Here is a 13,809-nt window from a genome sequence, read left to right on the forward strand (position 1 = left end):
TGCTTCTTTTATAACGTAAGACCAATATTTGTTTGGCCATCTTCAAGTGCAAACTTTTTTAGTGCCTTTACGCTATCAGAGGTAATACGCCCCATATTTTCTACAAAATCAATTAGCTCACCTAATACTTCTATTTCGTACTGCATTAATGGGTGCTCTCTCACTGCTGTGTTATCAGCAATCTCACCTTCAACCGTCATTTGGTATTCAATAAAGCGAGCCACTGTTGCTTGAGATATTTTGCTCACACTAATGAACTCTTGCTCATCTTGCGCCACTAAACCATGCATTAAGCTAAGTAAAGACGTTGCAGCATCAATAGCAGGATAAGTACCAAACATATCAAAATCAGCAAGTTCAGGAACATTTGGCTCTATTTTTTCAACTTGTTTTTCGAGATCTATTTTACTTTTAGGCAGTAAGATTTTTTCCCAACAAACATTAAGCGAATTACGTAATAAGGTTTCATCACCAAACCCCGTTGCTTCGCTAAATAAACCGTAATTTGGCAGCATTCGCTCTATTAAAGCACTTGCTAAGACGGCCTTTTGTAAATAGTTAAGCTCTCTAATACGCTGAAAATTATTTGCTTTAGTCATTCTTTAACGTCTCACACGACCAACAAAAATCAAATGTTGATCCATTATGCTCATTACAATTAGGGCATACCCAATCTGGAGCGGATTGTTTTACTTGTTGATAGTTTACCAATATTTGCCGCGCATGGCGCTCTTTTATCGCATAAACCTGCACACTAACTTGCGCCTGATCATATGGAATTTCTCCAAGCGCCCCTTGGAGCATCTCGCCTTTAATTTTACACTCTATTCCAGCAGTTTGTATTAAGCCTTTTACGATATTCGCTTCCAAGGTATTTTCAGCTTTATAAATTGTAACCCATTGAAAAGAGCTATCTGTTGAATTGTTATTATTAATATTTTGCAATATTCACCTCATTTATTTTGTGTTAACAATATCCTGCGCTAGATTATTAGCATGCTGTACTTTTAAGGAATAAACATGACATTAACAACCCCAGGCTTACTTTTTCCGGCCATATCGCTGCTATTACTTGCCTATACAAACCGATTTTTAGTTTTAGCGCAATTAATTAGGGAGCTAAATGCGCGTGAGGGTGAATCTATTCGGCCTGTTGTAGTGGCTCAAATCACTAACTTACGCAAACGTATTAAGCTAATTAGAACGATGCAGGTGTACGGGGTAGCCTCGTTTCTACTTTGTACTCTATCAATGTTTGCATTATTTATTGAGTTTAATGCCACAGGAATTATTTTATTTGGTATTAGCTTAGCCTGCTTGAGTTTATCGTTATTAACGTCTTTATTTGAAATACATATTTCCTGTGATGCAATCGAGATAGAACTGCAAAGCATTGAAAATAAACCACTAAGCAGCCGAATAAATAGAAATTTTGTAAAATAGAGTATTATAAATAAAACAACCTATTATTTGTCATAATCATGTTGTATGAATGCCCCTTTTTGGGGCGTACTTTTTTATTAATTAGAACAATTAAATCCAAATATACTAACTAACTCACTGACAATAAATAACTTTACTTAGATAACCCATTGCAAAAATATAGATAAAATACAATAAACAACTAGTTATGAATTTAAAAAGCAATACTATTTGGTCGCTTTTCTCTTTAATTAATACTAAAAGGGGGGTATCCTGCTGGAAACACGTATGAACTTACAAACGTATTTCAATATAGAATTTTACTAAACTTTAGAATAAAAAATTAATGTATTTGATGCCCGTGGTATCTGCGACTTACTTATAAAAAGGGACTATAAAGTGAGATTTGAACAATTAGAGCAATTTGTAGCACTTGGTGTATTACGTCATTTTAGACAAGCTGCTGAACAAACCCAAATTAGTACTTCAGCGCTAACGCGCAGCATTCAAACACTTGAAGATGAAATGGGATATGAATTAGTTAAACGCTCAACACGCTCAGTTAAATTAACGCCAGAAGGCGAACTTTTTCTAGAATATGCTAAAACGACTCTATCGGAACTTGAGCTAACAAAAAAGCGGATTTTTCAATCAGTAAACGGTAATGCTAATGAAAAACTCGTAATTGGGTATACCAATAAGGCAAGCAGCATAGTCCCTATTTCTTGTGGGCAGTTTTTGGCTCAATACCCTCATATAAAAATTGAGATGCAGCTTCAAGATCAGCAAGAGCTAACACGCAAACTCCAACAGGGTGAAATAGATATTAGCGTATACTCTCAAGCTATTAATAGTATTGGCAGTGACATTCACTTACCTGATCAGCTTGTGTTATTTGTTTCAAAAAACCACCCTCTTGCCCATAAAAACGATATAAGTAAACAAAACCTTGATAGCTACCCGATGTTTGGCTGTTTCTCTGAGTCTAAACAAGTACAAACTATGCTTAATGAAGCAATTGATTCTTTAAATAAATCATCAAGTATTAAAGTGGGCAGTATTGAGCAAGTAATGGCAGGTGTAGTTAAATCAGATCATTTTGCTATTGCAAGCATTGAACATGCTAATGCAATCGCAGAGAATTCTGAATTAGTACAACTTAAAACAAATAAAGATTTAAACCACGAACAACTCGTTGTACAAACAAGCCAACAGACGTCGATTACTGAACATGTAGAGCATTTACTATCGCTTATAAAAAAAGCGGGTGCTGCATTTAGCTAATCTGATGTTTCAAAAAGTGCGGCACAATAAACAGTAGCTTTTAACAGCTTTTCGGCTACACTGTCGCACCTTTTTTTAACAGCTGATGTGAATGAACACACTTTTTGGTCCTGATGTCTATCTAGATGATATAGAACGCCAAGGATATACCGTAATTCATAACGCGCTTATTGCCGATTTAGTTAACGATTTAGTTGCAGACTGCCACCGTATAAACCCTCACTTTAGCCTTGCTGGTATTGGTCGATTAAATGACTTACAAATAGATAAAACCGTACGTACTGATAAAACCTATTGGTTTGACGGCAGCTCTCAAGCACAGCTTACCTATCAAGCAATAATGCAAAGTATAAAGACCACGTTAAATCGCAGTTTTTTTATGGGGTTATTTGATTACGAATGCCATTATGCAAAATATACACAGGGTGATTTTTACAAAAAGCACTTAGATGCATTTAAAGGTCGCTCTAATCGAGTATTTACAACGGTACTTTATTTAAATACGCCTAAGCAAGGTGGCGAACTTGTTATTTATAAACCTAAAAGTAAAGAGATAGAAATAACAATTAAACCAACTGCTGGCACATTAGTAATGTTTGAAAGCGAACGCTTTGCCCACGAAGTACTTCCCGCCGTTGACGATCGCTATTCTATTGCAGGCTGGTTTAGGAAAAACGCCTCTATTAGCGGCATTATTGATCCGCCCCGATAACTCCTAATAGAGCATTTTAACAGCATTTATTGAGGCTTTTAAAATGCTATTGGGTATGAAAGTAATAACCCTATAAAGATAGCCAAACCCACGTAATGATTATTTAAAAACGCTTTAAAACAAGCATCTCTTTCACGTTTATGAATAAGCGTTTGTTGGTATGCCAATAGGCCCGCAGCAATACTTAAACCAACGCCAAACGCGACACTTAAATGATTGCTTATACCAATAAAAGCAACCAACGCTATAAATACAGCATTAAGTAAAAAGATAATATGGCGGTCGTATTTACCAAATAAAATAGCGGTTGATTTTACCCCTATTTTTAAATCGTCGTCCCTATCAACCATCGCATACATGGTGTCGTAAGCCACTGTCCAGCAAATATTGGCTATAAATAATAACCATGCCTGCTGTGGTAGTGCATTAATTGAAGCCATATACGCCATAGGAATAGCCCAACCAAATGCAGCCCCTAAAACAACTTGAGGTAACTGTGTATAGCGCTTCATAAAGGGGTAACAAAAGGCTAAAGCCAAAGCTCCAAAAGAAAGCAAAATAGTATTAACGCTAAGCATTAATACTAAAATGAACGCAATAACTATGAGTAGTAAAAATAGGCTAAGTGCTTCACCACTACTCACCTGTCCTGAAGCTAGCGGCCGTTGAGCTGTGCGTTTTACCGAGCCGTCTATTTTTCTATCTGCAAAATCATTGATTACACACCCTGCGCTTCGCATAACAACAACGCCCAGCGTAAATATAATAAAGTTGAGTAAGCTCGGCATCCCACTATTAGCAAGCCATAAAGCCCAGTATGTTGGCCAAAGTAATAACAAGGTACCAATGGGCTTATCTATACGCATTAACTGTATATAATAAGGAAGATGTTTTGGCTTTAAAGCGGCTAATTTCATGAGTATAAATATGCTCCAGGTAAAAACACTTCACACACTAAAAACTTATATTCTTTGAGTGAGAATACACTTCGACGCCCTAGTAAGTTTTTCTCGGGTAAGTTCAATTTTGTAACTAATTGCTGAATAGGGTGCGTGTCATCAAAATAAGCAATTTCTATATCCGTTCGTTTTAATGCTGGGTCTTGAAAAATCACATCACCTAAAGGACGCTCGCCCATATTGTGCAAAGGATTAATAGAATCATTTTTAGGAAGCCAGCTTTGTGCGTACACCACAGGTTTGTTATCGCACAGTAAGAGAACTTCTCGATTAATAGCTGTTTCAGCTGCGCTGTTTAGTAGTAAGTTTTGCTCTGGGCTTAAAGTAAATAACTGCTCACTTAATACCTTTACATTAAAAGTTTTTGAGTTACTTTTTAATTTAGCCGTTAATGAATTTTGTTCAAAAAGCCACTCTTGCTCTAGAGGAGATAAGTCACTTATATAAGAAGTGGACTGCCAATTAGCAGATATAGAAAGAGGATAAGTAATCACAATAGCTCAACAAAATAAAAAACAACGAGATGATACCATTGCCAAAGCTTTTGAAAAAGTGATGTTTTATAACCATAAATAATTGCTTGGCGCTGTTTATTACCTACTATTAAGTATAAACTATTTGTAACAAGTTTTAAGAAACGCTTTAAATATGAAAAAAATAGTATACGCAGGTCTTTTTACGTTCTTTGTAAGCGTTATAAGCTTTACAGCTCGTGCTGAATCCACAGTTGGTTATTTTGGTTTTGAGCCAGATATAATCACCAACTACATTGGCGCATCAAGTAAAAAAATGGGCTATGTGCGTGTAACTATTGATTTAATGCTTACTGATACTTCTGATATTGCAGTGGTTGAACACCATACGCCATTACTTCGTGATGCCCTAGTAGAGATTTTATCTAAAGAACCAGAAGAAAAAATAAAATCACTTACTGGCCGTGAAGAAATACGTGCAAAGTGCGCCGAAAAACTAAAAAGCCTGCTAAAAGAAGAAACAGGACAAGAGATCATCCGTGAAGTCTTGTTCACTAAATATTTATATCATTAGTATTTAACGTTTTGCGTTAAATATTTTGGCGGTATAGGCAAAAGCCATACCGCTAAGTAACCCACCTAAGTGCGCCCAATTAGCCATACCTACAAACAATACATCAGCAAACCCAAGCACTAACCAAATCAACATAAAGCCAACAATAGCCGTACTTACAAGCGCAGGCTTGTTAGGATTTAAAAAGCTATGAATCCAGCAAAAACCAAGTAGCCCATACACCACACCACTCAAGCCGCCAAAATTGGGGCCAACCATTAAGTATTGTGCCCAATTACTTATAAGTGCAGTTACTAAAAACAAACCTATTAGGGTGAGTTTTCCGCATTGTTTTTCGATATTGTCACCAAGCGACATCCACCAAATTAAATTAAACACTATATGCATCGCGCTAAAATGTACGAGGGCGGGCGTTAACCAACTTAAAGGCTGCGTAGGTTTAAACTGCATCATGGTGTAAATGGTCTCAAAACCACCTAGTAAAAAAGCAAAATAAATTATAACGCTTACAATACTTACGGTTTGATTTAACCAGCTAAGCGCTTTAAATCGCGTCATTAGATTAAGTGATTGCCCTTGGTATTTAAGCGGCGATTGTGTGCTACCTACATCCCATGAAGCTTGTTGATAGCGTTCATGGTTAGGGTTTTGTGTAAATTCGGCCCATAAAGGTTGTATTTGATGAAAATGCTCAGGCGCAACACTAATAATGACATTGCTACCATCTGAGGAGCTTAATTGTCCTTGTAAACCTTGGCTTTTTAAATAATCTATAAAGCCCTGTGCGGCGCGCGGGTTATTTAAACTGCCAAGCTCTATCATCGCTCTACTTTCTCGCTGTAAGCAGCTTCCCAAGCTGTAAAGCCGCCATCCATACTGTAAACGTCTTCAAAACCTTGCTCAACTAAGTAGCTAGCTGCGCCTTGTGAGCTCATACCGTGGTAGCAGACAATAATAATTGGCTGATCGAATTCTTTTTCCATCATAAATTGTGCGATATTACCGTTAGAAAGTGCTTCTGAGCCTGGAATGCGACCGGCTTGATACGAATTAGGATCGCGAATATCTGCAATTACCACGTCTTCTTTATCTAAAAGCTCTAACGTTTGCGCTATAGAAATATGTTTAAATGCCATTGAAGTCTCTTTAATTAATAGTATAAAAAAGGCGGCTAAAGCCGCCCTTCTTGTAATTTAGGTGGGAGTTAATCCCAGTTTAAAATCACTTTACCTGACTGACCTGAAATCATCATATCAAAGCCAGCTTGGAAGTCATCCACAGAATACTGATGTGTAATAATTGGGTTCAAATCAAGACCAGATTGAATCAAGCTTGCCATTTTGTACCACGTTTCGAACATTTCGCGACCGTAAATACCTTTAATCACTAAACCTTTAAAAATAACTTGGTTCCAATCAACTGCCATATCAGATGGTGGAATACCTAGCATGGCAATTTTACCGCCGTGGTTCATATTATTAAGCATTGAATTAAACGCGCTTGGCACACCTGACATTTCAAGGCCAATATCAAAGCCCTCTGTCATACCTAGCTCTTTCATTACATCTTCAAGCTTTTCATTTGCAACGTTTACAGCGCGTGAAGCACCCATTTTACGTGCTAAATCTAGGCGGTATTCGTTTACGTCGGTAATTACAACGTGGCGAGCACCAACATGTTTTGCAACAGCTGCTGCCATAATACCAATTGGGCCAGCACCAGTGATAAGTACATCTTCGCCAACTAAGTCAAACGATAGTGCTGTGTGTACCGCATTGCCAAACGGGTCAAAAATAGACGCTAGTTCATCTGAAATGTTATCTGGAATTTTAAATGCGTTAAATGCAGGAATAACTAAATATTCGGCAAACGCACCTTCACGGTTTACACCTACACCCGTTGTATTACGGCATAAATGTACACGTCCAGCACGACAATTTCGACAATGCCCACACGTAATATGCCCTTCGCCAGATACGCGGTCGCCAACCTGAAAGCCACGAACTTCTTGACCCATATCAACGACTTCACCAACATATTCATGACCAACAACCATAGGCGTTGGAATGGTTTTACTTGCCCACTCGTCCCACTTGTAAATATGTACGTCGGTACCACAAATAGCTGTTTTGCGAATTTTAATCAGTAAATCGTTGTGACCCACTTCTGGCTTTGGTGCATCTGTCATCCAAATGCCCGGTTCTGCTTTTAATTTAGATAATGCTTTCATAATCCACACTCAACTAAAAAACCGAAGCGAGGCTTCGGTTTAAAATAAAATTAAATAACGCCCATTTCTTTACCAATACGGGTAAATGCATCAATAGCTGTATCGAGTTGCTCAATACTATGTGCCGCTGAAATTTGTGTACGAATACGCGCTTGCCCTTTTGGTACTACAGGGAATGAAAAACCGGTTACGTAAATGCCTTCAGCAAGTAATTTATCAGCCATTAACGAGGCTACTTTGGCATCTCCTAGCATTACGGGGATAATTGCATGATCTTTACCTGCACACGTAAAACCAGCAGCTTCCATTTGCTCACGGAAATATTTAGCATTTGACCAAAGTTTAGCGCGAAGCTCACCGCCATTTTCTAGCATTTCAAGTACTTTAATTGATGCAGTAACAATTGAAGGCGCTAATGAGTTTGAGAACAAGTATGGGCGTGAACGCTGACGTAACCATTCAACAATTTCTTTTTTACCTGATGTATAACCACCTGAAGCACCGCCCAGCGCCTTACCTAATGTACCGGTGATAATATCTACACGGTCTAATACATTACAGTACTCAGGTGTACCCTTACCGTTTTCGCCAACAAAGCCAACTGCGTGAGAGTCATCTACCATTACAAGCGCATCATATTTATCGGCTAAGTCGCACACAGCTTCTAAATTACAAATAACGCCGTCCATAGAAAACACGCCATCGGTAGCAATTAGTTTAGTTTTAGCACCGGCTTCGTCTGCTGCAATAAGTTGCTTCTCAAGATCAGCCATGTCGTTATTTGCATAACGAAAACGTTTAGCTTTACATAAACGTACACCGTCAATAATTGATGCATGATTTAATGAATCAGAAATAATAGCGTCTTCTGCGCCTAAAATAGTTTCAAACAACCCTGTATTTGCGTCAAAACATGAAGAATATAAAATAGTATCTTCTGTTTCTAAAAACGCACTTATTTTTTGCTCTAGTGTTTTATGGATATCTTGCGTGCCACAAATAAAACGTACTGAAGCCACACCAAAACCATGATTATTTAAACCATTTTGCGCCGCTTCAATTAACTCTGGGCTATTAGCTAAACCTAAGTAGTTATTAGCACAAAAGTTGATTACTTTACCTGATGCAACTTCGATTTGAGCTTGCTGTTGGGACTTAATAATACGTTCGTTTTTATACAAACCTTCGGTTTTTACGTCTTCAATTTGCTGTTGTAACTGGCTAAAAAAAGCAGATGCTCTCATCTAGGTTCTCCATCTATTTGAACGGGTAAACAACCGCACTTTCACGGCTGTTTATTATGCGGGGTATTGTAAAAGTTTAATGGGTAAAATGCACGGTTTGCAGTTCGTCGCAAACACCCTAAGTTGGAAGGAATTCCTGCCAGTTTACAGGCTGTTTATTTATGTGTTTAAAAGTGCAGGTAAACTACTTATAGAATCGATAATTAAATCAGCTTCTTGCTTAGCGCTTTCGTCAAAGCTTTGCCCTGAACGCACTAAAACACGTGTAGTGATCCCTGCTTTTTTCGCAGCCTGCATATCACTGAGTTTATCGCCCACCATAATACTGCAAGCAGGGTCGATATTATGCTCTTGTATGCCTTGTAATAACATACCTGGCGCAGGCTTTCTGCAACTGCACTCTTTCAAATATTCAGGGCCCGCTTTTTTAGGGTGATGCGGGCAAAAATACACATCGGTAACTGCAATGCTGTGGGCACTAAACTGGTCTTTCATCCACTCGGTCAGTGCTAAAAAATCAGCTTCGGTGTAATAACCTCGACCAATTCCAGATTGATTAGTGACGATTATGATTTTATAGCCTGCATCATAAAATGTTTTACAAGTACTAAAAACACCGTCAATAAATTCAAATTTATCGCTTTGATACACATAACCATGATCAATATTTACCACGCCATCTCGGTCTAAAAAAAGCGCTTTATTTTTTTGTTGTGCATTCATTACAAAGACTCTTTTTGTACAACATGGTCAAACATCGCTTTTACATCATCAACTGTAATTTGGCTCATTAAATCATCGCCTTTTACGCGTGTCCCCCACGAGACTTGCTCAGCCGTTTTACCTGTTTGCTTAAACAAGTTTTGATGATAAACCTCTACCACGTAGTCTTGATATAAATAAGGACCTGTGCGTGCTGGATTTGAATGTGCATATAAACCAATAACCGGCGTACCAACTGTTACTGCCATATGCGCAGGACCCGTATCGGGCGCAAGCACTAAGCTGCCACGCTTTAACACGCACAACAACTCTTTGAGTTTTGTTTTACCTACTAAATTTAAAATAGGCGTGTTGCTGTGCTCAATAACGCTATTTGCTAGGTTAATTTCAAGCTCTGTTGGGCCACCCGTCAATACCACCTTAAAGCCTTGCTCGCTTGCATAATCAGCCAATGTGGCATAACGATCAGCGAGCCAATTACGCTGCGCTTTACTAGCTGCGGGCGATATTACTAATAGTTTATTAGTTAGGTATTCTGATGTTAATAACTCATCTGCAACCGCTTGGTCTTGCTCGGTGTATGGCATGTCCCAACTCGGTTTATAATCAGAAACACCAATGGCTTTTGCAAAACCTTTAAAGCCTTCAAGCACATGCGCCTGGGCTTGTGGGTCTATTCGTTTATTAATAAATAAGCTGTGCAATTCTTTTGAACGTGCCCAATCGAACCCTACTTTTACTTTTGCAGGAATACAACGCGCTACAAACCCAGCCCTTAATGCAACTTGCATATTAAGAAGCACATCAAATTTTTGGTTGTTGAAGCGTTGCTTTAAGCTTTTAAGCGCTGCTTTGCCTTGCTTTTTATCAAATACCACCAGCTCAACACCCGGTAAGTCAGCAAGTAACATGGCTTCTATTTTGCCAATTACCCAGGTGATTTTTGCATTCGGGTGTGCCTTTTGAATAGCTTGTACTGCACTCACAGCATGACATACGTCACCAATGGCTGAGAGTCTTAATATACAAATAGATGAATAATTAGGAGCTTGAGTCACACATTCCCTTAGGTATTAAATACAAAAGCCGATCTTAAATTATAATCACGCTATTGCAAGCACTTATCCTGCGCTTTAAAACGCGCTAATATAGACTCATTATTTAGCAATTACACAGAGCTATGTTTAAACAACACGTGCAAGGCAATCACACGCTATTAAGCCACCCTAAATACACAAGCCAAATTACCCTCGATTGGTTTGATGCAAATTATTGGCAACAACAAAATAAAATTGTGGGCGCTAAAAAAGGTCGAGCAACTGCGTGGTTTTTTAAGCAAGACGAATTAACAGCCGTACTTAGGCATTATTGGCGCGGTGGCTTAGTGGGTAAATTGCTAAGCGATCAATATTTATACCCAGGACTTGAACAAACCCGCGTATTTAAAGAGTTTAGCTTAATGAGTAAGCTTATAGAGCTTGGTTTAAACGTACCAACCCCTGTTGCAGCTAAAGTAACCCACAGCGGATTAATTTACCGTGGTGATATTATTACCGAGGCTGTTAAAGGCGCTAAAAGTGTACTCGATATATTAATTGAACGCTCTTTGACTAACGATGAGTTGGAACGCATTGCGAAAACAATCGCGCTATTTCATTCAAAAGGTGTGTATCACGCCGATTTAAACATTAATAACATATTGTTTGATGATACTGGTGATGTGTATATTATCGACTTTGATAGAGGTGAAATAAGAGCGCCGAACCCACAGTGGCAACAAAGTAATATGGCACGCCTTGAGCGCTCATTTTTAAAGGAACAAGGTCGAAACAAGCCATTCAATTGGCTAGCGAGTGACTGGCAAACTCTGCACAGCAACTACCTCAAAGCGCTCGCCAATATCAGTTAACCTAATATAAGTTAATTAGCCAATGCTAAATACTGCAGAGCAACCTGCTCTGCCTGTACTTGTTTTAGAATATCTGCGTTTTCCACATTTGGCTTATCTGCTAGCACCTGCTTAACGGCATTGGCTAATGCCTCACTTTGTCCAGCGGGTACTAAATATTTACACAGCTCGCCTGTTAATATCTCGCTTGGTCCAAATGTACAATTAGTGCTAACTACCGGAGTACCCACCGCTAAAGCCTCAATTAATACCGTTGGCAGCCCTTCAAAATCAGAGCTCAAAACTAAAGCTTTGGCATGCTGAATCCAGTTGTACGGGTTTTGTTGAAATCCAGGCACTACTAACTGTTTATCTATGCCATATTGCTGTGCAAGCTTTAACGCTTTTGCAGGTTTATTACATAAAAGGACTAACTTGTATTTTTTATCAAGCTTTGCAAATGCTGCAAATAATATATCGTGGCGTTTTTGTTTGGCGAGCCTTCCTACATGAATTAAGTAAGGCTCATTTGGGATGTCGTTATTTTTCTCATTTGCTTGTTGGTTTATTTTTTCAAAATCGAACGGGTTATAAATAGTCGCGATTGCACTTGGGTTAATTAAATCCCCTTGTGTTATTTCTTTTTCAACACCCTTTGATACGCAAATAAGTGATTTACCATTTAAGTTTTGCTTACTTTTTTTAAGGTATAAATATGAAAATGGACCTAACTTTTTTTGACGGGCAAGTTCTGCATTAACTGAGTTGTGAATAACAAAATGAACATTTTTGATATTACTAAGCGCGAGCAAGTTATTACTTCTATCAAGGTTAGAAAGCACTAGATCAATATTGCTAATCTCGCTTTGTTTTTTTTCAAACCACGCTTCTAATCGCAAAATACTATTTTTTCGCTGCCAGAATCTATCTACTTTAGATGCTCTATCAGGAAAAAGGCTATCAACTTTAACTATATCAGGAATGTCATACTCAGCGTTGCTCGCAAGAGATAATATAGTGACATTGTGCTGTAGTTTCGCCATTTTTTCAGCCAAAGTAAGCATTACTTTTTCAGCACCACCACCTACTAGTGAATCAATTACAATCACTATATTCATAAGCGATCTCCTACAAGCATATTTTTTATGCCAGTAGTGATCACGTCGAAGCTATGTGTGCTATCGAGTTGCTTATATTTACCAATAAATTCACTATAAAAAGGCTCGGTAATAACTTGAGCTATTTTCGTTGTAATTTCATCAATATCAAGATTTGCTTTTATTACAACACCTGCATTAACGCAATGATCCAAACGTGTATTTTGATCTTTTGAGATAGCACATGCCACAACAGGGGTTTGAACTGCAATTGCTTGCAATAAAGTATCTCCACCACTAAGTAATGCGACTTTAGCTTGGCTCATTAATGCCAAAAATTCGGTTCCTTGCAGGCTTGATAAACAAGTAACCTCATCACTTTTAGGAATTGCTTTATTATAATTTGCACCAAACACAACAACTGCTTTTAACCCAGTATGCTTAGTAATTTTAAGCGCGGCTTTAAAGTAAACCTCAGCACAATTAAGATTATTTAATATATGCCCGCCAGAACCCGCATTAACAATAAAATAGCCATCAGATACTAAGTTGTAGCGATTTAAAACATCACGTTTTTGCTCACAAGAAGCAAATACAACAAAAGGGCCTACATTACGAGGGGGTGCCAAGGGAAACATGTCTAACTTCGCACTTTCAGCCCATGTAAGTGGCTCAATACAATAATCAGGCTGTACAACCCAATGTGTATCAATCAAATTAATCCTGTTTAGCTTCAATCCCTTAGCGCGTTTTTTTGCATGCTGAGAAATAAATATAACTTTAGCGCCTACTTTTTTAGCCGCTTTCATATGCCCTGCACGTCCTGCACAATCAAAAACAACGACGTCAGGTTTAAATTGCTCTATAAAGTCGCAAACAGAATCAAGCTCTTTAGTCGCTGAGTGTTCAAGCAATGTGGCTTCAAAAGGACACTTTTTTGCGTAGCTTGTATGCTTGTTTAGTATGAAGTGAATATCGAGAGAATCAGTAAGTTCTGCCTTTAAACTTTGAGCCAACAACAACGAGCGCATATATTCACCAATGCCTTCTGGTGATGATACGGGAATAAATAAAAGTCGTTTGTTGCTCATTACATTCTCAATTTCCTATTTGAACTCCAGTATACCAATCAGATACTTATTACGATAGCTAGGTTACATTTTAATATATTAAATTAGCTCTATAAATTTGATTATTTACTGC

Annotated in this window: 17 protein-coding genes; 5 read left to right on the plus strand and 12 right to left on the minus strand. The window is 38.2% G+C overall.

The genetic code is table 11. The features are described 5' to 3' along the window. Nucleotides 1-8: 8 nt before the first annotated feature. Entirely contained in the window at nt 9-599 is a 591-nt protein-coding gene (locus tag H5122_RS12210; protein WP_002961040.1) for a YjaG family protein, read from the minus strand. Continuing rightward, complete coding sequence (locus H5122_RS12215; RefSeq protein ID WP_002961041.1) at nt 592-945, minus strand: DUF2007 domain-containing protein; 354 nt, start codon at nt 943-945, stop codon at nt 592-594. Before H5122_RS12215 ends, H5122_RS12210 begins: the two co-directional genes overlap by 8 nt. Before the next feature lie 75 nt (nt 946-1,020). Between H5122_RS12215 and H5122_RS12220 the strand changes: the two genes are divergently transcribed. The 3 genes from H5122_RS12220 (at nt 1,021) to H5122_RS12230 (ending at nt 3,418) form a co-directional block, all read left to right on the plus strand. Next, nucleotides 1,021-1,443, plus strand: coding sequence for a DUF2721 domain-containing protein (locus H5122_RS12220; protein WP_002961042.1), 423 nt, complete (start codon nt 1,021-1,023; stop codon nt 1,441-1,443). Nucleotides 1,444-1,821: 378 nt separating this feature from the next. Continuing rightward, complete coding sequence (locus H5122_RS12225) at nt 1,822-2,706, plus strand: LysR family transcriptional regulator (protein WP_182673818.1); 885 nt, start codon at nt 1,822-1,824, stop codon at nt 2,704-2,706. 91 nt (nt 2,707-2,797) lie between these two features. Then, nucleotides 2,798-3,418 (plus strand): 2OG-Fe(II) oxygenase, encoded by a 621-nt coding sequence (locus H5122_RS12230; protein WP_002961046.1) that lies wholly within the window; start codon nt 2,798-2,800, stop codon nt 3,416-3,418. A gap of 38 nt (nt 3,419-3,456) precedes the next feature. Here the strand turns inward: H5122_RS12230 and ubiA are convergent, their stop codons facing one another. Both ubiA and H5122_RS12240 read right to left on the minus strand, forming a co-directional pair. Next, entirely contained in the window at nt 3,457-4,335 is an 879-nt protein-coding gene (ubiA, locus tag H5122_RS12235; RefSeq protein ID WP_182682157.1) for a 4-hydroxybenzoate octaprenyltransferase, read from the minus strand. After that, entirely contained in the window at nt 4,332-4,871 is a 540-nt protein-coding gene (locus tag H5122_RS12240) for a chorismate lyase (protein WP_182682156.1), read from the minus strand. Before H5122_RS12240 ends, ubiA begins: the two co-directional genes overlap by 4 nt. 154 nt (nt 4,872-5,025) lie before the next feature. Between H5122_RS12240 and H5122_RS12245 the strand changes: the two genes are divergently transcribed. Continuing rightward, entirely contained in the window at nt 5,026-5,424 is a 399-nt protein-coding gene (locus tag H5122_RS12245) for a flagellar basal body-associated protein FliL (RefSeq protein ID WP_002961049.1), read from the plus strand. Nucleotides 5,425-5,427: 3 nt separating this feature from the next. Here the strand turns inward: H5122_RS12245 and glpG are convergent, their stop codons facing one another. The 6 genes from glpG to H5122_RS12275 form a co-directional block, all read right to left on the minus strand. Next, nucleotides 5,428-6,246, minus strand: coding sequence for a rhomboid family intramembrane serine protease GlpG (gene glpG, locus H5122_RS12250; protein ID WP_024595695.1), 819 nt, complete (start codon nt 6,244-6,246; stop codon nt 5,428-5,430). Further along, nucleotides 6,243-6,560, minus strand: a complete 318-nt coding sequence (gene glpE, locus H5122_RS12255; protein WP_010554397.1) for a thiosulfate sulfurtransferase GlpE — start codon at nt 6,558-6,560, stop codon at nt 6,243-6,245. The genes glpG and glpE overlap by 4 nt, the downstream gene beginning before the upstream one ends. Nucleotides 6,561-6,628: 68 nt before the next feature. Continuing rightward, nucleotides 6,629-7,654 carry an L-threonine 3-dehydrogenase gene (tdh, locus tag H5122_RS12260; RefSeq protein ID WP_024595694.1) on the minus strand — a complete coding sequence of 342 codons (1,026 nt, stop codon included), beginning with the start codon at nt 7,652-7,654 and terminating at the stop codon, nt 6,629-6,631. A gap of 50 nt (nt 7,655-7,704) precedes the next feature. After that, on the minus strand, nt 7,705-8,898 hold the full coding sequence (locus H5122_RS12265; protein ID WP_002961055.1) for a glycine C-acetyltransferase: 1,194 nt from the start codon (nt 8,896-8,898) through the stop codon (nt 7,705-7,707). 159 nt (nt 8,899-9,057) lie between these two features. Next, nucleotides 9,058-9,621, minus strand: a complete 564-nt coding sequence (gene gmhB, locus H5122_RS12270) for a D-glycero-beta-D-manno-heptose 1,7-bisphosphate 7-phosphatase (protein WP_182682155.1) — start codon at nt 9,619-9,621, stop codon at nt 9,058-9,060. Then, complete coding sequence (locus H5122_RS12275; RefSeq protein ID WP_182682154.1) at nt 9,621-10,679, minus strand: glycosyltransferase family 9 protein; 1,059 nt, start codon at nt 10,677-10,679, stop codon at nt 9,621-9,623. The genes gmhB and H5122_RS12275 overlap by 1 nt, the downstream gene beginning before the upstream one ends. 122 nt (nt 10,680-10,801) lie before the next feature. On the opposite strand from H5122_RS12275, the gene H5122_RS12280 reads away from it, so the two are divergent. After that, a complete protein-coding gene (locus H5122_RS12280; RefSeq protein WP_182682153.1) occupies nt 10,802-11,530 on the plus strand; it encodes a 3-deoxy-D-manno-octulosonic acid kinase in 729 nt (242 codons plus the stop codon). An 11-nt stretch (nt 11,531-11,541) separates the two neighbouring features. On the opposite strand, the gene H5122_RS12285 is transcribed toward H5122_RS12280, so the two are convergent. Then, the gene (locus H5122_RS12285) at nt 11,542-12,627 is read right to left on the minus strand and encodes a glycosyltransferase (protein WP_182682152.1); all 1,086 of its coding nucleotides are present in this window, start codon (nt 12,625-12,627) and stop codon (nt 11,542-11,544) included. Further along, nucleotides 12,624-13,697, minus strand: coding sequence for a glycosyltransferase (locus H5122_RS12290; RefSeq protein WP_182682151.1), 1,074 nt, complete (start codon nt 13,695-13,697; stop codon nt 12,624-12,626). Before H5122_RS12290 ends, H5122_RS12285 begins: the two co-directional genes overlap by 4 nt. Nucleotides 13,698-13,809 lie beyond the last annotated feature (112 nt).

It is taken from the genome of Pseudoalteromonas sp. SG43-8 (assembly GCF_014164245.1).
Lineage (GTDB): Bacteria > Pseudomonadota > Gammaproteobacteria > Enterobacterales > Alteromonadaceae > Pseudoalteromonas > Pseudoalteromonas distincta.

Excerpts from the sequence above, each read along its gene's own strand:
- H5122_RS12230 (WP_002961046.1), top strand. The coding sequence starts at position 2,798 with ATGAACACACTTTTTGGTCCTGATGTCTATCTAGATGATATAGAACGC.
- H5122_RS12280 (WP_182682153.1), top strand. The coding sequence starts at position 10,802 with ATGTTTAAACAACACGTGCAAGGCAATCACACGCTATTAAGCCACCCT.
- glpE (WP_010554397.1), bottom strand. The coding sequence starts at position 6,560 with ATGGCATTTAAACATATTTCTATAGCGCAAACGTTAGAGCTTTTAGAT.
- H5122_RS12285 (WP_182682152.1), bottom strand. The coding sequence starts at position 12,627 with ATGAATATAGTGATTGTAATTGATTCACTAGTAGGTGGTGGTGCTGAA.
- H5122_RS12265 (WP_002961055.1), bottom strand. The coding sequence starts at position 8,898 with ATGAGAGCATCTGCTTTTTTTAGCCAGTTACAACAGCAAATTGAAGAC.
- H5122_RS12210 (WP_002961040.1), bottom strand. The coding sequence starts at position 599 with ATGACTAAAGCAAATAATTTTCAGCGTATTAGAGAGCTTAACTATTTA.
- ubiA (WP_182682157.1), bottom strand. The coding sequence starts at position 4,335 with ATGAAATTAGCCGCTTTAAAGCCAAAACATCTTCCTTATTATATACAG.
- glpG (WP_024595695.1), bottom strand. The coding sequence starts at position 6,246 with ATGATAGAGCTTGGCAGTTTAAATAACCCGCGCGCCGCACAGGGCTTT.
- tdh (WP_024595694.1), bottom strand. The coding sequence starts at position 7,654 with ATGAAAGCATTATCTAAATTAAAAGCAGAACCGGGCATTTGGATGACA.
- H5122_RS12245 (WP_002961049.1), top strand. The coding sequence starts at position 5,026 with ATGAAAAAAATAGTATACGCAGGTCTTTTTACGTTCTTTGTAAGCGTT.
- H5122_RS12290 (WP_182682151.1), bottom strand. The coding sequence starts at position 13,697 with ATGAGCAACAAACGACTTTTATTTATTCCCGTATCATCACCAGAAGGC.
- gmhB (WP_182682155.1), bottom strand. The coding sequence starts at position 9,621 with ATGAATGCACAACAAAAAAATAAAGCGCTTTTTTTAGACCGAGATGGC.
- H5122_RS12220 (WP_002961042.1), top strand. The coding sequence starts at position 1,021 with ATGACATTAACAACCCCAGGCTTACTTTTTCCGGCCATATCGCTGCTA.